The sequence below is a fragment of the Streptomyces sp. NPDC037100 genome (genome assembly GCF_055606225.1).
On record NZ_JBVJSX010000006.1, the window covers coordinates 213,851 to 236,023 of the forward strand.

16 protein-coding genes and 1 pseudogene are annotated in these 22,173 nt (G+C 71.0%); 6 read left to right on the forward strand and 11 right to left on the reverse strand.

From position 1 onward, the window contains the following. The first annotated feature begins 167 nt into the window (after positions 1-167). Entirely contained in the window at positions 168-1,241 is a 1,074-nt protein-coding gene (locus tag ACZ7EG_RS21275) for a type I phosphomannose isomerase catalytic subunit (RefSeq protein WP_471080936.1), read from the forward strand. A 125-nt stretch (positions 1,242-1,366) separates the two neighbouring features. Further along, the gene (locus ACZ7EG_RS21280) at positions 1,367-1,999 is read left to right on the forward strand and encodes a hypothetical protein (RefSeq protein WP_471080939.1); all 633 of its coding nucleotides are present in this window, start codon (positions 1,367-1,369) and stop codon (positions 1,997-1,999) included. A 4-nt stretch (positions 2,000-2,003) separates the two neighbouring features. Here ACZ7EG_RS21280 and ACZ7EG_RS21285 read toward each other — a convergent pair. The 3 genes and pseudogenes from ACZ7EG_RS21285 to ACZ7EG_RS21295 all read right to left on the reverse strand — a co-directional run. Next, a pseudogene (locus ACZ7EG_RS21285) lies at positions 2,004-2,258 on the reverse strand (DUF488 family protein); the annotation flags it as partial. A 145-nt stretch (positions 2,259-2,403) separates the two neighbouring features. Next, the gene (locus ACZ7EG_RS21290; protein ID WP_471080942.1) at positions 2,404-3,933 is read right to left on the reverse strand and encodes a helix-turn-helix domain-containing protein; all 1,530 of its coding nucleotides are present in this window, start codon (positions 3,931-3,933) and stop codon (positions 2,404-2,406) included. Positions 3,934-4,017: 84 nt separating this feature from the next. Further along, on the reverse strand, positions 4,018-4,218 hold the full coding sequence (locus tag ACZ7EG_RS21295) for a DUF4236 domain-containing protein (RefSeq protein ID WP_030838640.1): 201 nt from the start codon (positions 4,216-4,218) through the stop codon (positions 4,018-4,020). Positions 4,219-4,518: 300 nt separating this feature from the next. Between ACZ7EG_RS21295 and ACZ7EG_RS21300 the strand changes: the two genes are divergently transcribed. After that, positions 4,519-7,317, forward strand: a complete 2,799-nt coding sequence (locus tag ACZ7EG_RS21300) for an aconitate hydratase (protein ID WP_471080946.1) — start codon at positions 4,519-4,521, stop codon at positions 7,315-7,317. Between the two features lie 93 nt (positions 7,318-7,410). On the opposite strand, the gene ACZ7EG_RS21305 is transcribed toward ACZ7EG_RS21300, so the two are convergent. The 7 genes from ACZ7EG_RS21305 to ACZ7EG_RS21335 form a co-directional block, all read right to left on the reverse strand. After that, positions 7,411-8,766 carry an ABC transporter substrate-binding protein gene (locus ACZ7EG_RS21305; protein ID WP_471080949.1) on the reverse strand — a complete coding sequence of 452 codons (1,356 nt, stop codon included), beginning with the start codon at positions 8,764-8,766 and terminating at the stop codon, positions 7,411-7,413. Positions 8,767-8,852: 86 nt separating this feature from the next. Next, positions 8,853-10,151, reverse strand: a complete 1,299-nt coding sequence (locus ACZ7EG_RS21310) for a sugar ABC transporter permease (protein WP_471080952.1) — start codon at positions 10,149-10,151, stop codon at positions 8,853-8,855. Beyond that, positions 10,148-10,927: an ATP-binding cassette domain-containing protein gene (locus ACZ7EG_RS21315; RefSeq protein ID WP_471080955.1), complete on the reverse strand. Its 780-nt coding sequence runs from the start codon at positions 10,925-10,927 to the stop codon at positions 10,148-10,150. The genes ACZ7EG_RS21310 and ACZ7EG_RS21315 overlap by 4 nt, the downstream gene beginning before the upstream one ends. A 14-nt stretch (positions 10,928-10,941) precedes the next feature. Further along, positions 10,942-12,021, reverse strand: a complete 1,080-nt coding sequence (locus ACZ7EG_RS21320) for a substrate-binding domain-containing protein (RefSeq protein WP_471080958.1) — start codon at positions 12,019-12,021, stop codon at positions 10,942-10,944. Then, the gene (locus tag ACZ7EG_RS21325; protein WP_471080961.1) at positions 12,021-14,846 is read right to left on the reverse strand and encodes a SpoIIE family protein phosphatase; all 2,826 of its coding nucleotides are present in this window, start codon (positions 14,844-14,846) and stop codon (positions 12,021-12,023) included. Before ACZ7EG_RS21325 ends, ACZ7EG_RS21320 begins: the two co-directional genes overlap by 1 nt. Before the next feature lie 427 nt (positions 14,847-15,273). Beyond that, positions 15,274-16,881, reverse strand: coding sequence for a murein biosynthesis integral membrane protein MurJ (gene murJ / locus ACZ7EG_RS21330; RefSeq protein ID WP_471080964.1), 1,608 nt, complete (start codon positions 16,879-16,881; stop codon positions 15,274-15,276). Between the two features lie 259 nt (positions 16,882-17,140). After that, entirely contained in the window at positions 17,141-18,199 is a 1,059-nt protein-coding gene (locus ACZ7EG_RS21335; RefSeq protein WP_471080969.1) for a lytic polysaccharide monooxygenase auxiliary activity family 9 protein, read from the reverse strand. 380 nt (positions 18,200-18,579) lie between these two features. On the opposite strand from ACZ7EG_RS21335, the gene ACZ7EG_RS21340 reads away from it, so the two are divergent. Beyond that, positions 18,580-18,990 (forward strand): MmpS family transport accessory protein, encoded by a 411-nt coding sequence (locus ACZ7EG_RS21340; protein ID WP_471080972.1) that lies wholly within the window; start codon positions 18,580-18,582, stop codon positions 18,988-18,990. 79 nt (positions 18,991-19,069) lie between these two features. On the opposite strand, the gene ACZ7EG_RS21345 is transcribed toward ACZ7EG_RS21340, so the two are convergent. Next, a complete protein-coding gene (locus ACZ7EG_RS21345) occupies positions 19,070-20,056 on the reverse strand; it encodes an acetylxylan esterase (protein WP_471080976.1) in 987 nt (328 codons plus the stop codon). 231 nt (positions 20,057-20,287) lie between these two features. Here ACZ7EG_RS21345 and ACZ7EG_RS21350 point away from each other — a divergent pair, with 231 nt between their 5' ends. Together ACZ7EG_RS21350 and ACZ7EG_RS21355 are read left to right on the forward strand one after the other, a co-directional pair. Next, on the forward strand, positions 20,288-21,280 hold the full coding sequence (locus ACZ7EG_RS21350) for an ABC transporter permease (protein WP_471080978.1): 993 nt from the start codon (positions 20,288-20,290) through the stop codon (positions 21,278-21,280). Then, positions 21,274-22,146: a carbohydrate ABC transporter permease gene (locus ACZ7EG_RS21355; RefSeq protein WP_471080982.1), complete on the forward strand. Its 873-nt coding sequence runs from the start codon at positions 21,274-21,276 to the stop codon at positions 22,144-22,146. The genes ACZ7EG_RS21350 and ACZ7EG_RS21355 overlap by 7 nt, the downstream gene beginning before the upstream one ends. Positions 22,147-22,173: the final 27 nt, after the last annotated feature.

Genomic DNA, 22,173 nt, shown 5'->3' on the forward strand with positions numbered 1-22,173 from the left:
CCGGTGTGAAGCGGATCACGGGCGAGGGAGCGGCGCGCGCCGGGCGCGAGGCGGCGGCATCCGCGGCCCGCGACTCGTCACGGGCCCGCCAGGTGCCGCACGCATGTGCCCCTCGCCCCGGGGGTACTCCGGGCCGAGACCGGCAACCGACCCGTCCGAGGAGGGACGTGGACTGGCATCCCCTGCGGCTCACCACCCCCGTCAAGCAGCACGTCTTCGGCGGCCGGGCCATCGCCGAGCGGCTGGGCCGCACCGGGCTGCCCGACGGGCCGGTCGCCGAGACATGGGAGGTCAGCGACGTCGAGGGCGATGCCTCGACCGTCCCGGACGGCCCCCTCGCCGGGTGCACCCTCGGGCAGGTCATGGCCGAGCATCCGGTCGAACTGCTCGGCGCCCGGCTCCCGCCCGGCCCCCGTTTCCCGCTGCTCACCAAGTTCATCGACGGCCGCCGGGCACTCCCGGTGCATCTGCACGCCGACGACGCCACCGCCCGGCGCCTGGAGGGCGAACCCCACGGCAAGACGGAGGCATGGCACGTCCTGGACGCCGCTCCGGGAGCCACCGCCCTGGTCGGCGTCCGCCCCGGCGTGGACCGTGACACCCTGCACCGGGCGCTGCTGGCGCAGGACTTCGACGCGGTCATGCGCCGCCTGCCGGTCCACGCGGGACAGACCGTCTACGTCCCCGGCGGCACCCTGCACAGCTTCGGCCCGGACACCCTCGTGTACGAGATCGAGCAGACGTCCGACATCCAGCAGCACGCCATGCGCCGCCGCATGGAGGACGGCTCGCCCGTGCCCGACCACGAGTGGCACGCGAACCTCGACCGCCTCCTCGACGAGTGGCGTCCCGGCCTCCGACCGGAGTTCCACCCCGGTCTCAGCGTTCGCCAGGACAACGGCGTCGTACGCACCGTGCTCTGCGCCGGCCCGTACTTCGCCCTCGAACGCTGGTCCGCCGGCACGGCGACGCCCTGGTCCTACCGCTTCTCCACCGTGCGGATCCTCACCAACGCGGGCGCCCCCGTCACCGTCACCGCCGGCTCCTGGTCGGGCCCGCTGGACCGCGCCCGCACCCTCCTCCTGCCGGCCGTCCTCGGCGAGGTCCGTATCCAGGGCCCCGCCGACGTTCTGATCGGCTACGTCCCCGAACCGGAGCGCGACATCCGAGCCCCCCTCCTCGCCGCCGGCCACGACCCGGCCGCTGTCGCCGCCCTCGGAGAGGGGCTCGGTCCGCGGTAGCGGGCCGGTGACAATCGGGACGGATCCGTAGCAGGCCCGCAGGGCAACGGCTGCGGCCGTGGCGGGTCGTACAGGGGGCAAGGGCACAAGCCCGCGCACCCGACCGGGAAAGCCGGGGGAAACCGATGGGGGAGACCATGAAGATCCGTACCCGAGGGATCCGTACGACCGTGGCCGCGCTGGCGGCCGTCGCCGGTGTCGCCGCAGCCGCCGTGCCGGCCGTCGCCGCCACCGCACCGGCCTCCGGCACGCCCCGGTTCCTGGAGCCGGCCGAGCTGCCGCCGCACCCGGCCTCGCCCTGGTACGCCGGTCCGGTCACCGCGGGCCGGCCCGACCCGCTGCCGATGTGCGTGGGCGACGCGCTGCCGTCCATCACCACGCACCGGGATCACTGGACGGAGTACGACACGAACGCCCAGCAGCTCACGGTCGAGGGGCGCAGCGAACAGTGGGCGAAGGACTTCGCGGCACTGCTGCGCAAGGACCTCGCCGGCTGCGCGAAGAAGCTGATGCAGCAGGACCCCGACATCACGGCGACCCAGAAGTACTACGGCCGGCTGAACGTCGAGGAGGGCGCCGACGTCTACGGCATCCACACCGCCTCCGCCTGGGGCTCCTCCGACATCGGCCTCTTCTCGGTCGGCCGCGACGGCGCGACCGTGACGGTCGTCCGCTGGAGCCAGATGGGCACGTTCCAGCACGCGCAGGTGGCGGACTTCAAGGCCACGACCGTCACGGCGGTGAACAAGCTGTACTGACGGCTCAGCCGCGGGCCGACTCGGGGGCGTCGTACACCAGGAGCCCGTCGTCGCGCAGACGGGCTCCCGGGGTCGGCGTGTGGGCGCTCGGGCGCCCGTCGTGCATGAGGTGCTGGACGGGTACACCGCGGGCCGGCACCGCGAAGTCGGCGATCAGCCGCCGGTGGCAGCGCCACCAGACCGCCTCGCCGCACATCACGGCGGTGCGGGCGCCCGCCGCCTGCTCCAGCAGGCGGTCCATCGCGGCGACGAACTCGGGGGGCGGACTTTCCCGTTTCGGCGGGCCCACACCTGACGCGCGCTCAGCATCCCTTGGCAAGGCCGTCTCCCTCAAGGACCGCGGCGCGACCCGCCGGTGGCCCACCCGGCGGGCAGGCCGGACGGGGTTCGGCGGCATCCGCTGATCAGATGTCCCGGAACGTCTCGATCTGTGCCCCGACCGAGTTCAGCCGCTCCGCCAGGTCCTCGTAACCGCGGTTGATGACGTACACGTTGCGCAGCACCGACGTGCCCTCGGCCGCCATCATCGCCAGCAGGACGACCACCGCGGGGCGCAGGGCCGGCGGGCACATCATCTCGGCGGCGCGCCAGCGGGTCGGGCCCTCGACCAGGACGCGGTGGGGGTCCAGGAGCTGGAGCCTGCCGCCGAGGCGGTTCAGGTCGGTCAGGTAGATCGCCCGGTTGTCGTAGACCCAGTCGTGGATGAGGGTCTTGCCCTGGGCGACCGCCGCGATGGCCGCGAAGAACGGGACGTTGTCGATGTTCAGGCCGGGGAACGGCATGGGGTGGATCTTGTCGATCGGCGCCTCCAGCTTGGAGGGCCGGACGGCGAGGTCCACCAGCCGAGTACGGCCGTTGTCGGCGAAGTACTCGGGCGTGCGGTCGTGGTCGAGGCCCATCTCCTCCAGGACCGCCAGCTCGATCTCCAGGAACTCGATGGGGACGCGGCGCACCGTCAGCTCCGACTCCGTCACCACGGCCGCCGCCACCAGGCTCATCGCCTCGACCGGGTCCTCGGAGGGGGAGTAGTCCACGTCGACGTCGATGGTGGGCACGCCGTGCACGGTGAGGGTGGTCGTGCCGATGCCGTCGACCTTGACGCCGAGGGCCTCCAGGAAGAAGCAGAGGTCCTGGACCATGTAGTTGGACGAGGCGTTGCGGATGACGGTGATGCCGTCGTGCCGCGCGGCGGCGAGGAGCGCGTTCTCGGTGACCGTGTCGCCGCGTTCGGTCAGGACGATCGGGCGGTCCGGGCTGACCGCGCGATCCACCCGGGCGTGGTACTGACCCTCGGTGGCGGCGATGTCCAGACCGAAGCGGCGCAGCGCGATCATGTGCGGCTCGATCGTGCGCGTGCCGAGGTCGCAGCCGCCGGCGTAGGGCAGTTTGAAGTGGTCCATGCGGTGCAGCAGCGGGCCGAGGAACATGATGATGGAGCGGGTGCGGCGGGCCGCGTCCGCGTCGATCGCCGCCAGGTCCAGCTCGGCCGACGGCACGATCTCCAGGTCGACGCCGTCGTTGATCCACCGGGTGCGCACGCCGATGGAGCTCAGCACCTCGAGGAGGCGGTACACCTCCTCGATGCGGGCGACGCGGCGCAGCACCGTGCGCCCCTCGTTGAGCAGTGAGGCGCACAGCAGTGCCACGCACGCGTTCTTGCTCGTCTTCACGTCGATGGCACCGGACAGCCGACGGCCGCCGACCACCCGCAGATGCATCGGACCGGCGTAGCCGAGCGACACGATCTCGCTGTCGAGGGCCTCCCCGATGCGCGCGATCATCTCAAGGCTGATGTTCTGGTTGCCGCGCTCGATCCGGTTGACGGCACTCTGGCTGGTTCCGAGCGCCTCGGCCAGCTGCGACTGCGTCCAGCCACGGTGCTGCCGGGCGTCACGGATGAGCTTACCGATGCGTACGAGGTAGTCGTCTGCCATGAGGCCGAGGTTATCTCAGATATGAGATGTCGCCGCGACAGGGGGTCCGAACGGGTGACGGGACGTCAATCCCGCCCGCCGCACTCAGTGTCGACGCGCCTTCGTGGTGCGCCGCCATCCGAAAGGTCCGGGCAGATCCATCGATGTCGTACGACGTCCTGTGCTGCTGCGGGTGTGGCGCGGGCCGTTCTTTCCGCCGCCGGTGGTGATGGACCAGGAGCGCTTGTTGATGTTCAGTCGCACCCCCGGAAGGATCCGGAAACTCTTGCGGAACGTGAGCGGCATGCCTGTCCCCTCTCCTGTGTATGGCTGTCCGTGTACTGCGTTGTGCGTGGATGCCTGGTTCGGATACCCGGGAAAAGAGCGCGCATGACCGTACGGGGGGCGCCAGGGCATGACCATCCGGCGCTCGTGTACTAGAGTTATCTCGACATCGAGATATCTGCCGAGAGAGCACCGCAGCCGCACGCCGCCATCGAATCCGGCGGTAAGGGTTACCTAACTTAGCCTTACCTTAGCGGATCGGCCAAGATGCCATGGCGGCAGGATCGTGGTGGTACGCGCACATCAATGAAGGAGACTGTCGTGTCGGCGAACAGCTTCGACGCCCGCAGCACGCTGCAGGTGGGCGACGAGTCGTACGAGATCTTCCGGCTGGACAAGGTGGAGGGCTCGGCCCGCCTTCCCTACAGCCTCAAGGTCCTGCTGGAGAACCTGCTCCGCACCGAGGACGGCGCGAACATCACCGCCGACCACATCCGTGCCCTCGGCGGATGGGACTCGCAGGCCCAGCCCAGCCAGGAGATCCAGTTCACGCCGGCCCGCGTGATCATGCAGGACTTCACCGGCGTTCCCTGCGTCGTGGACCTCGCGACCATGCGTGAGGCCGTCAAGGAGCTGGGCGGCGACCCGGCGAAGATCAACCCCCTCGCCCCGGCCGAGCTGGTCATCGACCACTCCGTCATCGCCGACAAGTTCGGCACCAACGACGCCTTCAAGCAGAACGTCGACCTGGAGTACGGCCGCAACAAGGAGCGCTACCAGTTCCTGCGCTGGGGCCAGACCGCCTTCGACGAGTTCAAGGTCGTCCCGCCCGGCACCGGCATCGTCCACCAGGTGAACATCGAGCACCTGGCCCGTGTCGTCATGGTCCGCGAGGGCAAGGCCTACCCGGACACCCTGGTCGGCACCGACTCGCACACCACCATGGTCAACGGCCTCGGCGTCCTCGGCTGGGGCGTCGGCGGCATCGAGGCCGAGGCCGCCATGCTCGGCCAGCCGGTCTCCATGCTCATCCCGCGCGTCGTCGGCTTCAAGCTCACCGGCGAGCTCACGCCCGGCACCACCGCCACCGACCTCGTCCTCACGATCACCGAGATGCTGCGCAAGCACGGCGTCGTCGGCAAGTTCGTCGAGTTCTACGGCGAGGGCGTCGCCGCCACGTCGCTGGCCAACCGCGCCACCATCGGCAACATGTCGCCGGAGTTCGGCTCCACCGCCGCGATCTTCCCGATCGACGACGAGACCATCAACTACATGCGGCTCACCGGCCGCAGCGAGCAGCAGCTCGCCCTGGTCGAGGCGTACGCCAAGGAGCAGGGCCTCTGGCTCGACCCGGCCGCCGAGCCCGACTTCTCCGAGAAGCTCGAACTCGACCTGTCGACCGTCGTGCCGTCCATCGCCGGCCCGAAGCGCCCGCAGGACCGCATCGTCCTCGCCGAGGCCGCCCAGCAGTTCGCCAAGGACGTCCTCAACTACGTCGAGGCCCCGGTCGCGCAGCAGCCCGGCGCCTCCGCCTCCCCGGTCGACGAGGCGAGCGCCGAGTCCTTCCCGGCCTCCGACGCCCCGGCCTACGGCAGTCAGGAGAACGGTGCCGGCGCGCCGCAGCACGCCGACGGCACCGGTGCGGCCGTTCCGTCGAACCCGGTCACCGTGACCGCCCCCGACGGCACGTCGTACGAGATCGACCACGGCGCGGTGACGGTCGCGGCCATCACCTCCTGCACCAACACCTCCAACCCGTACGTCATGGTCGCCGCCGCCCTGGTGGCCAAGAAGGCGGTGGAGAAGGGCCTGACCCGCAAGCCCTGGGTCAAGACCACCCTCGCCCCGGGCTCCAAGGTCGTCACCGACTACTTCGAGAAGGCGGGCCTGACCCCGTACCTCGACAAGGTCGGCTTCAACCTCGTCGGCTACGGCTGCACCACCTGCATCGGCAACTCCGGCCCGCTGCCGGAGGAGGTCTCCAAGGCCGTCAACGACCACGACCTCGCGGTCACCTCGGTCCTCTCCGGCAACCGGAACTTCGAGGGCCGGATCAACCCCGACGTCAAGATGAACTACCTGGCGTCCCCGCCGCTGGTCGTCGCGTACGCCCTCGCCGGTTCCATGAAGGTGGACATCACCAAGGACGCCCTGGGCACCGACCAGGACGGCAACCCGGTCTTCCTGAAGGACATCTGGCCGACCGAGGCCGAGGTCAACGAGGTCGTCGCCAGCGCCATCGGCGAGGACATGTTCGCCAAGTCCTACAGCGACGTCTTCGCGGGCGACGCACAGTGGCAGGCGCTGCCGATCCCGACCGGCAACACCTTCGAGTGGGACGCCGAGTCCACCTACGTCCGCAAGCCCCCGTACTTCGAGGGCATGGCCCACGAGCCGTCCCCGGTCGAGAACATCTCCGGCGCCCGCGTGCTCGCCAAGCTGGGCGACTCGGTCACCACCGACCACATCTCCCCGGCCGGCGCCATCAAGGCCGACACCCCGGCCGGTCAGTACCTCACGGAGCACGGCGTCGAGCGCCGCGACTTCAACAGCTACGGCTCGCGCCGCGGCAACCACGAGGTCATGATCCGCGGCACGTTCGCCAACATCCGCCTGCGCAACCAGATCGCGCCGGGCACCGAGGGCGGCTACACCCGCGACTTCACGCAGGAGGGCGGGCCGGTCTCCTTCATCTACGACGCCTCGCGCAACTACATCGAGCAGGGCATCCCGCTGGTCGTCCTGGCCGGCAAGGAGTACGGCTCCGGCTCGTCGCGCGACTGGGCCGCCAAGGGCACCGCGCTCCTCGGCGTCAAGGCCGTCATCGCCGAATCGTACGAGCGCATCCACCGCTCGAACCTCATCGGCATGGGCGTCCTGCCGCTGCAGTTCCCGGAGGGCCAGACCGCAGCGTCCCTCGGCCTCACCGGTGAGGAGACCTTCGACTTCACCGGCGTCGAGGAGCTCAACAACGGCACCACCCCGCGCACGGTGAAGGTCACCACCGACACCGGCGTCGAGTTCGACGCGGTCGTCCGCATCGACACCCCCGGCGAGGCGGACTACTACCGCAACGGCGGCATCATGCAGTACGTGCTGCGCAGCCTGATCCGCAAGTAAGCGGACCACGACGGCAGTTCGAGGGCCGCGTTCCCGGGTGACCGGGGGGCGCGGCCCGTGCCGTTCGCGGGCGGCCCCGTGAGCGGCGGCGGGTCACCCGCCGCGGTACTTCGCCGCGGCGGCATGGGCGAGGTCCTGCGCCTTGTCGAGGGCCGCGTCCACGGACTGCCGGCCGGCGATGGCCGCGGCGATCTGCTCGGAGACCGCCGTCCCCAGCACGGCGAACTCGGGGATGCCCAGGAAGCCGACGCCGGTGTAGGGGCGGGGGCCGACGCCCGGGTCCTTCGGGTCGGCGGAGTCCGTCGCCGCCGTGTACTCCTGCCGGTACCAGGCGCCGGCCGCCTGCTGGTACTCGGGCTTCTCGTAGAGCGACTTGCGGTTGCCGGCGGGCGCCGAGGTCCAGCCCATCTCCTGGCCGACCAGTTCCTGGAACTGCTTGGAGGAGGCCCAGGAGATGAACTCCCAGGCGGCGTCCTTGTGCTCGGACGCCTGCTGGATGCCCCAGGCCCAGGTCCACAGCCAGCCGGCCTTGTCGGTCTTCTCGTGCGGGGCCGGAACGTAGCCGACCTTGCCCTTGACCGGGGAACTGTCGGCCTCGATCGACGAGGCCAGCGACGTGGCGTCGTACATCATGGCGCACTTGCCCTCGACGAAGCGGTCCAGGATCTCCAGCACACCCATCCGCTCGGGATCGTCCTGGCCGTGGGAGCGGACCAGGTCGACGTAGAACCCGACGGCCTTCTTGAACTCCGGTGAGGTCAGCCGGGCGTTCCAGCCCATGTCGTACCAGGCGCCGCCGAAGGTGTTGACGACCGTGTTGATCGGGGCGAGGTTCTGGCCCCAGCCGGGCAGGCCGCGCAGGCAAATGCCGCTCGCGCCCTCCGAGCCGTCGACCCGGGCGGCGAGGTCGGCGACCTGCTTCCAGGTCGGGTTCGCCGGCATGGTCAGCCCGTCCTTGCGGAACAGGTCCTTGCGGTACATCAGGAAGGAGCCCTCGCCGTAGAACGGCTCGGCGTAGAGCTTGCCGTCCTCGCCGGTCAGCGACGACGCCAGGTTCGGGAAGACGTCGTCCTGGTCGAAGTCCTTGTCGGCCTTCACATAGGCGTCGAGCGGGGCGAGCCAGCCGTTGTCCGCGTAGATCGGCACCTCGTACGCGCTGACGCTCGCCACGTCGTAGGTGCCGGCCTGGGTCGCGAACTCGCGGTTCATCTTCTCCCGCGCCTCGTTCTCCGGCAGCAGCGTGTAGTCGACGGTGATGCCGGTCTCCGCCGTGAAATGCCTCTTGGTGAGCTTCTTCAGCGTCTGGATCTGCGGCACGTCCGTCGCGAGCACGCTGAGGTCGGCCTGTTCCTCGCCGCCGGGCAGATCGGTGTCACCGCACCCGGCGAGGACCAGACCAGCGGCGACCGTGAAGGCCACGGCCGCCTGAGTGAGGCGACTGCGTTTCATGACATCTCGGCCCTTACCCACCTTTGCTCATGTTAGACATTCCGTAATAAGTACACTAATCAGGCCTTTTGCCTTGATCTCGCGGTTCACGGTCGGCCACGTCGGGCCTGGGCGCGTCTGGACAGCGCGTCGGCGGCCACGGCGGCCAGCAGCACCCCGCCGGTGATCATGAACTGCACGGCGTCCTGGACCCCCAGCAGCCCCATCCCCGAGGCGATCGACTGGATCACCACCACACCGAGCAGCACCGACCAGGGCGAGCCCCGCCCGCCGAACAGACTGGTCCCGCCGATGACGGCCGCCGCGATGGCGTTGATCAGCAGCATCCCCGAACCGGCGGCCCGGGCCGTCGTGGGGCTCGCCGAGGTCAGTCCCGACGCCACGAACAGTCCGCCGAACGCGGCCAGCGTCCCCGACACCATGAACATCGCGACCCGCACCCGCTCCACCCCGATACCGGCCCGCCGCGCCGCCTCGACCCCGCCGCCGAGCGCGTACACCCGCCGCCCGTAGCGGGTACGGCGCAACAGATAGTCCGAGACGACCAGGACCACCAGGAAGACGAGCAGCGCCAGCGGCAGCCCCTGGAACCGGTTGAGGGTGTAGGCACCGGCGAAGGCGACCACCGCGAGGAGACCGGTGCGCATCCCGATGTCGCCCTCCGTCCGGTAGGGCATCCGCGCCGCCCGGTGGCGGCTGCGCCGGCGGTGGGCGGCCAGAAAGTACCCGGCCGTGCCGAGCGCGGCGACCGCGTACGCCACCAGGTCGTTGCCGAAGTGCCGGCTGGTCAGGGAGGCGACCAGGCCCTCCTCGTCGATGTTGATCGTGCCGCTGGCCCCCAGCAGGTACAGCGTCAGGCCGTTCCAGATCAGCAGCCCGGCCAGCGTCACCACGAACGCGGGCACGCCGAGCCAGGCGTGGAAGAACCCGTGGAAGGCACCCACGGCCGTTCCCACGGCCACCGCCACGATCACCGCCAGCCACTCCGGCACTCCGTGGTTCACGTTCAGCACGGCGAACGCCGCACCCGCCAGGCCGCTGACCGAGCCGACCGACAGATCGATCTCCCGGATCAGCAGCACGAACACGATCCCGACGGCGACCAGCCCGGTCCCGACGATGTCCACGCTGAGGTTGGACAGGTTGCGCGGCGAGAGGAAGTTGTCGTCCAGCCCCTGGAAGACGATCCAGATCACGAGCAGCCCGGCGAGCACCAGGAGCGGCCCCCGCTCTCCGCCCCGCACACTGCCGCGGACCTCCAGCGCGTACTGGCGCACACCGTCCCGCCAGCCGCGGGCGACGCGCTGCTCGCGATCGGTGGTGACCGGCCCGGTGCTGCCCGGTCCCGCCGGTCCGCCGTCCCGGTGCGGCCCGCCGCGGCTCACGGCCACGCCTCCTCGTCGCCCTTCGAGCGATGGGCCACGGCGTTGTCCGCCGCACCCGTGACGGAGGAGATGATCTGTTCCTGGGTCACGGTGCTCACATCGAACAGACCGTTGTTGCGGCCCAGCCGCAGCACGGCGACCCGGTCCGCGACGGCCTTGATGTCACCCATGTTGTGACTGATGAGGATGATCGCCATACCGCGGTCGCGGACCTCCTCGATCAGGTCGAGCAGATGACTGGTCTGCTCCACGCCGAGGGCTGCGGTGGGCTCGTCGAGCAGCAGCACCTTGGGGGCACCCATCAGCGAGCGGGAGATCGCGACGGCCTGCCGCTGACCGGCCGACAGCGCGGCGACCGGCACCCGCACGTCGGGGATGCGAATCGACAGCGCGCGCATCAGGTCACGGGCACGGCGCTCCATCTCCACCTCGTCGAGGACGCCCACCCGGTCGATCTCGCGGCCGAGGAAGAGGTTGCCGACGACGTCCAGGTTGTCGCACATGGCGAGGTCCTGGTAGACGGTGGCGATGCCCAGGGCGTGGGCGTCGTGCGGGCGTTTGATCTGCACGAGGCGCCCCTCCCACTCGATGACGCCCCGGTCGGCGGGGCTGACCCCGGAGATCACCTTGACCAGCGTGGACTTGCCCGCGCCGTTGTCGCCCGCCAGGGCCACGACCTCACCGGCCCGGACCTGCAGGTCGACGTCCACCAGCGCCTGGACACCGCCGAACCGCTTGGTGATGCCCCGCAGGGCCAGTACGGGGGGATATGCCACGGAGACCACCTCGCTCACCGGGTGAGCCCGGCGCGGACACAGGCCGAGCGGAACTTCGAGGTGCAGATCTGGTCGACCGTGTAGACACCGTCCCGGACGAGCGTCCGGCCGATCGTCTCGCGCGTCACGGCGGTGGGTGTGAGCAGGACAGCCGGGACCTCCTCGGTCGTGGGGCTGTCCACCGTCGTCGTGACCAGGGAGTCGATGTCGTTGCCGCGCGCCAGGGCCACGGCCATCGCGGCGGCCGCCTCGGTCTCCAGCCGGAACGGCTTGTAGACGGTCATGTACTGCTCGCCCTGGACGATGCGCTGCACGGCGTCCAGGTCGGCGTCCTGCCCGGTGACCGGGGGCAGCGGCGTGACACGGGCGCTCTTGAGGGCCGAGATGACACCGGCGGCGATGGAGTCGTTGGCCGCGAGCACCCCGTCGATCGCGCTCGGGCCGAGGGCACTGACCGCGGCGGACATGTGGTCGTGCGCGTTCTCCGTACGCCACCCCACGGTGTCGTACGACTTCAGGATCCGCACCTCGTCCTGGAGGACGGCCCGCGCCCCGCCCTCGTACCAGGCGGCGTTGGGGCTGGACGGGTCGCCGTTCACCATGACGACACCACCACCGTCGGCGCGGGGCCCCATGCCCTTCAGGAGCTCCTGGCCCTGGAGCCTGCCGACCTGGTCGCCGTCGAAACTGACGAAACCCGAGATCGGGCCTTCGGCGAGGCGGTCGTAGGCGACGACCGGGATGCCCTCGCGCTGCGCCGCGTGCACCGAGGAGCGCAGGGCCTTGGGGTCGACGACGTCCAGGAGCAGGGCCGAGACGCCCCGGGTGATCATGGAGGTCATCTGCTGCCGCTGGCTCGCCGCGTCGTTCTCGGCGTTGGCGTACACGACCCTGCAATCGGAGCACAGCTCCTTGACCCGCTTCTCGATCAGGGGCCTGTCCGACTTCTCCCAGCGGGGCACGGCCCGGCTGGGCAGCAGCAGCCCGATGGTCAGCTCGCCCTCGCCCTCCCCGCCGTCCGCACATCCGGCGAGGGACACGGCCAGCAGGACCGCCAGCAGCCCGGCGGCACCGCGCAGACCGAGACCACGCATCAGGGACCTCCCTCACGGGTTTTGGGGTCGTGAACGGCCTGGTCACCGGCACGGTCCGTGGCCGGCTCGTCATTGCGGCGCGGCTCCTGGCCGCGGGCCTTGCGGCGGTCCCGGTTGCGGCCCAGGCCCCAGGTCCGGTCGCGGCCCAGGCCCCAGACGCGGCCCGGTCTGCGCTCCTCCTCCGGCTCGGTCTCCGGCTCCTCCTCCGGCTCCTCACCGGGCTCCGGCTCCTGGCGGGTGACGACGATCTCGCTCCACACCTGCTTGCCCCCACCCACCGGCACCGAGCCCCAGGCCGCCGACATGGCCTCGACCAGGAAGAGCCCCCGGCCGCCGGTCGACTCCCAGTCCACGACCACCGGTTTGGCCGGCGCCCGCGGTGAGGAGTCGTTCACGGTCACCCGCAGCCGGTCCGCCGCCAGGGTCAGCTCCACCCGCACCGCGCCCTGCGTGTGCACCAGGGCGTTCGTGACCAGCTCCGACACCACCAGCAGCACGGTGTCGGCCTCGGCGGCGATGCCCCACGAGCGCAGCGTGCGCGCGCTGAACCGGCGGGCGTGCATCACCGCGTCCGGCAGCCGCCACACCACCCAGCCCGCCCGCACCGGCCGTATCCGCATCCCGTCGTAGCGCAGCAGCAGCACCGCCACGTCGTCCTCGCGCCGTCCGGTTTCGCCGAGCAGCGCGTCGGCCATCCGGCCCGGGTCGGCGGGATCGGCCGCGGCGAACGCCTGGCGCACGAGCCGCATCCCCTCGTCCAGCTGCAGGTCCGCCGACTCGACCAGACCGTCGGTCACCAGCGCGAGCACCGATCCCGGGGCGAGGGCGAGGGCCGTCAGCGGGAACTCCGCGTCGGCGAGGACGCCCAGTGGGAGCCCGCCCTCGACGGCGATCTCCTCGGTGCCGCCGTCGGGATGCCGCGCCAGCGGTGCCAGGTGCCCGGCCCGGACGAACAGCGCGTTGCCCTCCTCCATGTCCAGTTCGACGTAGCAGCAGGTGGCGAACAGGTCGGTCTCCATCCCGACGAGCAGCCGGTTGGCGTGCGCGACGACCACGTCCGGCGGATGCCCCTCCACGGCGTAGGCGCGGACCGCCGTACGCATCTGGCCCATGATCGTCGCGGCCCCGGCGCTGTGTCCCTGCACATCCCCGATGACCAGCGCCACCTTGCTCTCCGACAACGCGATCACGTCGTACCAGTCGCCGCCCACCTGGAGCCCTCGCCGGGCGGGCAGATAGCGGGCCACGGCCGTGCCCCCGGGCAGCTGGGGGAGCCGGCGCGGCAGCAGACTGCGCTGGAGCATCGTCGCGAGCTCCTGCTCGGCGTCGTAGGCGTGCGCGCGCTTCAGGGCCTGCCCGACCAGGCCCGCGGTCGCGGTCAGCAGGGCCCGCTCCTCGGGGGCGAACTCGTGCGAGGTGTCCCAGCCGACCAGGCACACCCCGGCCACCCCGCTCCGGGCCGGCAGCGGCAGCACCGCAAGCCCGCCGGGGCCGATCCCCGCCAGCCCGGGTTCCAGCACGGCACCCGCCGGCCACAGGCTCATCCGCCCGTCCCGCAGCGCCGCCTGGAGCGTGGGCAGGGCGGAGACCGGCGCGTCGGGCCACTCCGAGCGCCACTCCCGGCGCCACAGCTCAGGCCAGGCACCCGCGCCCGGCGGATCGAGCACGGTGACCGCCAGCCGGTCCTCCAGCAACTCGGCGAGCGCCACCCGGTCCGCGCCCAGCGGCTCGCGCAACGCGGCGACGACCACACGGCTGACGTCCCGGACGGTCGTGGCGTCGTCGAGGGCGGCCGTCAGCCACTGGATCCGGGCGACGTCGCTGGCGCTGCGGCGCAGCACGGGCGCCGCGCTCACCACGCCCAGCACCCGCTCCGGGGCGCCGTCGGGCCCCTTCAGAACCCGGCAGTCCAGCCGCAGCCAGCACAGTTCACCGGTGGGCCGCCGGATACGGAACTCCAGCTCACGGCGGCCCGGGGTCTGCGCGGACGGTTCGATGACCGACATCAGCGCGGGGACGTCCTCCGGGACGCTGACCGACAGCAGGGTGTCGGTCTTGCCGTCGAATCCGCCCTCGGGGATGCCGACGAGTTCGAGCAGGGCCGGGTCCGTCTCGACCAGCCCGGTGCCGGGCGACAGGGCGAAGGACCCCACTCCCATGGCGCGCAGGGCCGAATCCAGCAGCGGTGAGGGCGCCGAGCGGTCGGCCTCGCCCCGCAGCCGCTCGGCGACGGCCTCGGCATAGCGCTCCAGGAACTCCCGCTGCTCGGACCCGAACCCCTCTCCGGCCTCTCCCACCACGACGAGACACCCCAGCCAGCCACCCGCGGCCCCCAGTGGCAGAGCCCCGAAGGGGAGGGAGACGGCCACGCCTTCCCCCGTCCCGGCGAGCACCACACCCGCGAGCCACACGGCCCGTCCCCGCAGATAGGCCTCGGCGACGTCAGGGCCACCGCCTCCCGTGCCCGGGCCGGAAGGGGCCCCGCCCGGACGGGCGCCGGGGGAGGGGCCGCCGTGAGCAGTGGCTTGCGACGCCGGCCCGGCGGAACCGGGCGATCCCGCGCCGGGTGATGCCCCCGGAGCCGGGAGCGTCACCCGTTGCGGCAACCGGTAGCGCTGCTCGGACTCGGCCCCGGCCGACTCCACCAGCCGGAGATCGGCCCCGTCCTCGCCCCGCACGTACACCGCGGCCACCACCACCCCGGCGAACGCCAGGACACGCGCCCGGGCGGCCGTCTCCGGAGCGGGACGAGAGGGACAGGTGCCCCCGTCCCCCGGCGCCCGGAGACCGGGGACCGCGGCCCGGGCATCGCCGTAATGGGGCATGTCTGCATCCACCTCCCGTCCATGCCGCAGCCACCGGCAGGTGGGAGTCCCCGGGACTCAGGCGACGACGACGCGGGCACGGGACCGGCGGCGCGGGGTTGCGCCTCCCATGGCGGATCCACGCCGCACATGAGCGGCAGGGCACCCACACACAGAATCGCACACCTGGATAACCCCGACATATGGGGCGGCCGACCCGGTTCGCTCCGCACTCGCATCCCGCATGCGCCCCTGCCGGTGCCCCGGCCGACCGGTGCCCCCGCGGTGCCCTCAGGAAGCGCCCTTCGAGGAGGTCGAGGAGGTCGAGGAGTACGTCACACGGGAGACGGCCACGGCAGGTGGTCCGTTCCCCGAACCGGACGCCGCCCTGACCGGCCGCGGGACGCCGTCACCGCCGACCGCCGCCCGGGCCGGCCGCGGGACGCCGTCACCGCCGACCGGCGAAGACGCGCAGTTCACCGACCCTCATCAGGCGGGCCAGGGCCAGGTAGCCCGCGGCCATCACGACCGTTCCGGCAGCGAGGCCCAGCGCGGTGGACCAGGTGCCGGTGCCCAGCGACGCGGAGCAGGCCCGGGCGGCTCCCCAGCCCAGCCCCGCGGCGAGGGCGGCGGCGCTCACCAGTTTCGTGTACGTGCGGCGCAGCTCCCCGTCATCGAGCCGGCCGCCGAGCCTGCCGCGCAGCCGCCACGCCGTGACGGCCAGGCCGGCCAGGTACGACACGGTGTAGGCACCGGCCATACCGGTCACCGCCCAGCGCGCGGGCAGCAGCAGGTGGCAGAAGACGACCAGCGTGATGTTCACCGCGGCGATCCACGTCGCCATGAAGAACGGGGTGCGGGTGTCCTCGAAGGCGTAGAAGCCCCGCAGGAGGAGGTACTGCGCCGAGAACGGGATCAGTCCCAGCCCGAACGCCTGGAGCATCTGCCCGAGCGGCTGGGAGGATGCCGCGTCGGCCGCCCCGTGGGCGAACAGCAGCGCGGAGATCTGAGGGCCCAGCGCCAGGAAGAGGAATCCGGCCGGCACGATGACGACCCCGCTGACACGCAGCGCCCGCGAGAGATCGGCACGCAGCCCGGCGACCCGGCCCTCCGCGGCGGCCCTGCTCATCCGTGGCAACAGCGCGGTCACCAGGGAGACGGTCACGATCGACTGCGGCAGCAACCAGATGGTCTGCGCGTACATGTAGGCCGAGTAGCCGGCACCGGCATCCGGCAGCGCCTGGTCCGCCGCGTTGGCGAAGTTCGTCACCACGGTCAGCGCGACCTGGTTGACCAGGACGAACAGCAACGTCCACTTGGCGGCATGGACGCTCTTGCCCAGTCCGGCACCCCGCCAGTCGAAGCGTGGCCGGAACCGGAAGCCCGCGGCACGCACGAAGGGGATCAGCGCAAGGGCCTGCAGGGCGATGCCGGCCGTCGTGCCCAGCCCCAGCAGCCGCACCTGCGTCGCGGTGATGTCCGCCACCCGGTCCGGGACCGTCATCAGCCCCAGGTACGCGGCGAACATGCCGATCAGCACGACGTTGTTCAGCACCGGCGTCCACATCATCGCGCCGAACCTCTCCCGGGCGTTCAGCACTTGCCCCAGGATGCCGAACAGGCCGTAGAAGAAGATCTGCGGCAGCAGGAACCTCGCGAAGACCACGGTCAGTTCGAACGCCTCATGGCTGTCCGCGGTGTCGCGCATGTACAGGCCCACGATCTGCGGCGCGGCCCACACGGCCAGCGCCGTCCCAACGGCCAGGACGCACAGGACGAGCGTCACCAGCCGCTGCTCATAGGCCCTTCCACCGTCGGCCTCGGTGGCCCGCGCCCGGACCAGCTGCGGCACCAGCACGGCGTTGAGCGCACCGCCGATCACCAGGGTGTACAGACTCGTCGGCACGGTGTTCGCCGTGTTGTACGTGCTCGCCAGCAGCCCCGTGCCCAGCGCCGCCGCCTGGAGCACCTGCCGGATCAGCCCCGTCGCCCGGGACACCATCGTGCCCAATGCCATCCACAGGGACGAGCGGGCCGGCCCGCCCTGTTCCCTCATGCCTCTTGGCGCCTGCGGTTGTTCTCCGGCCTGTTCCCTCATGCCGCTTGGCGCCTGCGGTTGTTCTCCGGCCTGTCCGCTCGTGGCCGCCGACTCGGTCGCGGCCTTCGCCCCCTCCACCATGGCGCCAACCTACGCGGCCGGGAACCCGGGGAGGGATCCGGCCGGCGCGCTCCGCCCGGCCGGCCCGGCCCGCGTCCTCGTGCGGACGGGCCCGGTCACCGTCGCCCCGGTCACCGGGCCCGCCCCGTCCGGTGGTTCAGCCCACCCGGCACGGCAGACTGCTCGTACTGTCACCCCCCGCCCCGGAGACGACGTATCCGAACGTCGTGCTCTTGCCTGGCGCGAGGGAGCCGTTCCAGTTGACGTTGTGGACCATCACCGCCTGGCCGTTGTAGGTCGCGCTGCCGCTCCACAGGCTCTCGACCTTCTGGCCCGACGGGAGGGTCCAGTCGACCATCCAGCCGAGCATCGGGACCGTGCCGGTGTTGGTGACGGTCACCTCGGACTGGTAGCCGCCGCTCCAGGTGCCGGTGGTCTTGCGGGTGGCCGTGCAGGTGCCGGGCACCGGCTCGGACGGGTTGCCCGGCTCCTTGATGCCGGTCACCTCGCCCTTGCCGCCGTCGAAGACCACGTCGGAGCAGGAGTAGAAGGTCTCCTGGCTGTCGGAGCGCTGCCAGACCATGTAGATGATGTGGCGGCCCGACTTGTTGTCGGGGAGCTTCCCGGCCCAGGAGTAGTTGGCCTCGACCGTGCCCGGGGAGCCGTTCAGCCGCGGGTGGTCGACACTCAGGAACGGCCGCTCCTCCATGTCGTTCCAGGTGAGCGTCTTGGTGGGGTCGAAGCCGTCCTTGGTGATGTAGACGTAGAACCAACCCGGGTGTGCCGCCCAGGCGTTGTACGAGAAGTCGACGGTCGCGCCCGAGGTGAGATGGGTGAGCGGCCAGTCCTTGCCGGGCGTGTTGAACCCGGTGAAGTTGGGGTTGCCGCCGCTGCAGAGCTCGCCGTCCGGTACGAAGCCCCGGGTGCGGCCGGCGCCGTCCGAGCGGAGCACCGAGAACCAGTTGTAGAACGGCGTGGTGCCGCTGACCTGCTGTGCGCCCCGGCACGCGGGGTTCACCGGCTTGATCTCGCCGGTGTCGGTCAGTGCGTCCTGCCAGCACAGGAACGTGCGGCTGCCGGGCTTCATGGGGGTGCCGTGCGCCTCCGCCTCACCTCCGGCCGTCATGACCAGGCCGATGGCCGGGACGGTGACGAGGAGGGAGAGCAGCACGAGGAAGAGGGCTCTGGCACGGGAGGGGAGCGCTGGTCGGGGCATCGTGGATCCTCCCGGCTCGCTTGTCGGGATCATGACAGCACCATCCGTTCGTGGGGGTACGGACCTGCGGATGTGTGTGTGCGGTAGCGCGGGATGGGAGCGGCTCGAGGGCGGGTTCCGGTCCACCGTGATGGGAGCGCTCCCACCCCGCCTGTTGCGGAAGTTAGCGCCCGGCGGCGCAGATGTAAACGGTTCAGGGGCGAGGGTCTGGGCCGGGGACCCCTGCCGATGCGCCGGACCCTCCACCGGGGAGGGCGGCGCGAGTGACGGGCGGCCGCCACCTGCGATGGCCTAACAGGCCTGAGCGCAGCGGGAGTTGACTTTACCTTCCCTTTGCGGTTGGCTGCGGGGCTCGACCATCATGATCCGGGGGGATCCCTTTGAAGCGCACCCTTCGCGCAGCCGTCTGTTCCGTCGCCGTCACCGGTCTCGCGCTCGGCCTCACCGCCTGCTCCGAGGCGGTCGACCAGGTCGACAAGGCGGTGGACGAGACGTACGAGGTCACCTACGAGGTGACGGGGAAGAACATCGACTCGATCGAATTCCACGGCGGCGGGGGCAAGGCCATGGAGCCGAAGATCGAGTCGGTGTCGAAGCCCGAGCTGCCCTGGAAGAAGACGGTCACGCTGCGCGGAATCATGCCCGCGGCGGTCATGCCGGTCGCCGCGGACCCCGAGGGCTCCCGGATCACCTGCAAGATCATCCACAAGGGCAAGGTGATCGAGGAGCAGAGCGCCGAGGGTCTGGTGAGCGCCGGCGGCTGCACCGCGGAGTCCCCGGTCGCGGGGTGAGCCGAGGAGGGGACGGCAGGGTGGCGCGGCCCATGGGCCGCGCCAAGAACAGGCCGGCCGGCCCCGCGCCGCCCCGCCGTCAGTCCAGCACCCCTCGCAGCCACTGCAGTTGGCGTCGCACCTGCACCGCGTCGCCCCCCTCGTGCCCGTTGAACGGATAGGCGTGGATCTCCCTGCGCGGGTCCGTCCCGGTCAGTTCGGCGTAGCGGTTGAAGGCGGCGTACGCCCCGCTCGGCGGGCACACCGTGTCCCGCAGGCCCACCCCGAAGTGGGCCGGGGCCTGCGCGCGGCGGGCGAAGGAGACGCCCTCGACATAGGAGAGGGTGCGAAAGGCGGCGCGCTCGGCGCCCCGGTGGACGGAGAGGTAGGCGGCGATCTCGCCGTAGGGCCCGGCGTCCGTGAGGTCCAGGGCGCGCCGGATCCCGCACAACAGCGGCGCCGTGGTCAGCAGTGCCGCCAGGCCGGGCACGAGCCCCGCGACCGCCAGGGCGAGCCCGCCCCCCTGGCTGTTGCCCACGGCGGCGATCCGCCCGGGATCGACACCCGGCAGCTCCCGTACGGCCGCGACGGCACGCACCGCGTCCGTGATCAGGCGCCGGTAGTGGTAGTCCTCGGCGGCGAGCAGCCCGCGCACCGCCGGCCCGGGGCCGCCCGGCGCGACGGCGTGCGGATCGGGTGTGTCGCCGCCGCACCCGTACTGGTCGCCCTGGCCGCGGTTGTCCATGAGCAGATGCGCGTACCCGGCGTTGACCCACGTCAGACGCTCGTGCGGAAGGCCGCGGCCGCGCCCGTAGCCGGCGAACTCGACCACGGCGGGCAGCGGTTCACCCACCCCGGCCGGCCGGCTGAACCATGCCCGCACCGCATCACCCGCGAAGCCCCGGAACGTCACGTCCCAGGTCTGCGTCAGCCGAAGGCCCGTCTCCACCGGCCGCACCGACACCCCGGGGCCCGCCTCCCCGGCCGCCTTCAGGGTGTCCTGCCAGAACGCGTCGAAGTCGGCGGGCTCCTCGATGCCCGGGCGGTGGCGCTCCAGTTCGGTCAGCGGCAGGTCGAACGCGGGCACGGCGACACCTCGCAGGAATCGGTGGTCATCCAGAAACTTGCGGTGGGTCGGCGGAGTGGACCCCGGGGGTTCTACCCAGCGTCGGAGGGATTCCAACGCGCCACAGATGCCCCGTCCGAGTGCCGCCGCACCCATTGACAGCGCTTTCTGAGCCCCATAAGTTGCCGCAAGTTACCGGCAAGAGCTCGAAAGTTTCGGTTTCGCGTCCCATGTCCACGGGAGGCCCGAGCAATGAGCACGTCCACCACATCGGCCCCGCCGGGCGCCCCGGACCAGCCGTCGGCCCGGGCCGCTCCCCGGCGCGGCGAGCGGGTGCCCGCCCGGACCGGGTGGCGGCGGGCACTGCGCCGCGACTGGCAGCTGTACTCGCTGGCGATCCTGCCGCTGCTGTTCTTCCTGGTCTTCCGCTATCTGCCGATGATCGGCAACGTGATCGCCTTCCGGCGCTTCGAGCCCGGCGGTTCGATCTTCGGTGAGGAATGGGTGGGCCTGCGCTATGTGCGGATGTTCCTCAGCGACCCCACCTTCTGGCAGGTGTTCCGCAACACCCTGTGGCTGGGCGGGCTCACGCTCCTCTTCTGCTTCCCGATTCCGATCGTGCTCGCGCTGCTGCTGAACGAGGTGCGCCGGCGCTCCCTGAAGCGGTTCGTGCAGTCGGTGTCGTACCTCCCGCACTTCCTGTCGATCGTGATCGTCGCGGGCATCACCCTGCAGATGCTGGCGAGCGACGGCCCGGTCAACCACGTCCTCGGCCTGCTCGGCCACGACCCGGTCCGTTTCATCCAGGAACCCGGGTGGTTCCGCACCGTCTACGTCGGTTCCGAGATCTGGCAGACCGCCGGCTGGGGCACCATCCTCTACCTCGCCGCGCTCACCACGATCGACGAGGACCTGTACGAAGCCGCCCGCATCGACGGCGCGGGCCGCTGGCAGCAGATCTGGCACGTCACCCTGCCCGGCATCCGCCCCACCATGATCACGCTGCTGATCCTCAACGTCGGCACGTTCATGGCGGTCGGCTTCGAGAAGGTGCTGCTGCTGTACAACCCGCTGACCTATCCCACCGCGGATGTGATCTCGACATACGTCTACCGCTCCGGCGTCGAGTCCAACAGCTTCAGCTACGCCGCCGCCATCGGCCTGTTCGAGGCGATCATCGGCCTGGTCCTGATCACGTCCGCCAACACGCTCTCGCGCCGCACGGTGGGGACGAGCCTGTGGTGAGGCCGAGCCGCTCCCAGCGGGTCTTCCAGGGCGTCAACGGGGTGATCCTCACGCTCGTCGTGCTGGTGACCCTCTACCCGTTCGTCAACATCCTCGCGCGGTCCTTCAGCGGGGAGCGGCAGATCCGGGCCGGTGAGGTGACCCTGCTGCCCAAGGGGTTCAACCTCACCACGTACAGGATCGTGTTCCAGGACTCGATGTTCTGGCGGAACTACGGCAACACCGTGCTCTACACGGTCGTGGCGACGGCGGTCGCCATGGTCCTGACGACCTGTTACGCCTACGTCCTGTCGAAGAAGCACCTCAAGGGCCGGGGCGTGCTCGTCGGCATCGCCGTGTTCACCATGTTCTTCACCGGCGGCCTGATCCCGAACTACATCCTGGTCACCAGCCTCGGCCTGAAGAACAGCGTGTGGGCGATCGCCCTGCCGAACGCGATCAGCGTCTTCAACCTGCTGGTGATGAAGGCCTTCTTCGAGAATCTGCCGACGGAACTGGAGGAGGCCGCGCAGATCGACGGCCTGAGCACCTACGGCACCCTGCTGAGGATCGTGCTGCCGCTGTCCAAAGCGGTCGTGGCGACCATGGTGCTCTTCTACTCGGTGTCCTTCTGGAACTCCTGGTTCAGCGCGTTCCTCTACATGGACCGGACGGAGCTGATGCCGGTCACGGTCTACCTGCGCAACCTCATCCAGGGCGCCACCGGCGGCGGCAACGCCGGTGCCGGAACCGAGCAGCTCAGCCAGGTCGGCGCCAACATCCAGTCGGTCACCATCGTGCTCACCGCCCTGCCGATCCTCTGCGTGTACCCGTTCGTCCAGCGCTACTTCGTCTCGGGCGTGATGCTCGGCGCGGTCAAGGGCTGAGCGCGCACCTGCTCCTCAACTCGACTA

Coding starts and splice junctions, on each gene's coding strand:
- ACZ7EG_RS21280 (WP_471080939.1), top strand. CDS start 1,367: ATGGGGGAGACCATGAAGATCCGTACCCGAGGGATCCGTACGACCGTG.
- ACZ7EG_RS21290 (WP_471080942.1), bottom strand. CDS start 3,933: ATGGCAGACGACTACCTCGTACGCATCGGTAAGCTCATCCGTGACGCC.
- ACZ7EG_RS21295 (WP_030838640.1), bottom strand. CDS start 4,218: ATGCCGCTCACGTTCCGCAAGAGTTTCCGGATCCTTCCGGGGGTGCGA.
- ACZ7EG_RS21305 (WP_471080949.1), bottom strand. CDS start 8,766: ATGAAACGCAGTCGCCTCACTCAGGCGGCCGTGGCCTTCACGGTCGCC.
- ACZ7EG_RS21320 (WP_471080958.1), bottom strand. CDS start 12,021: ATGCGTGGTCTCGGTCTGCGCGGTGCCGCCGGGCTGCTGGCGGTCCTG.
- ACZ7EG_RS21325 (WP_471080961.1), bottom strand. CDS start 14,846: ATGCCCCATTACGGCGATGCCCGGGCCGCGGTCCCCGGTCTCCGGGCG.
- murJ (WP_471080964.1), bottom strand. CDS start 16,881: ATGAGGGAACAGGGCGGGCCGGCCCGCTCGTCCCTGTGGATGGCATTG.
- ACZ7EG_RS21335 (WP_471080969.1), bottom strand. CDS start 18,199: ATGCCCCGACCAGCGCTCCCCTCCCGTGCCAGAGCCCTCTTCCTCGTG.
- ACZ7EG_RS21350 (WP_471080978.1), top strand. CDS start 20,288: ATGAGCACGTCCACCACATCGGCCCCGCCGGGCGCCCCGGACCAGCCG.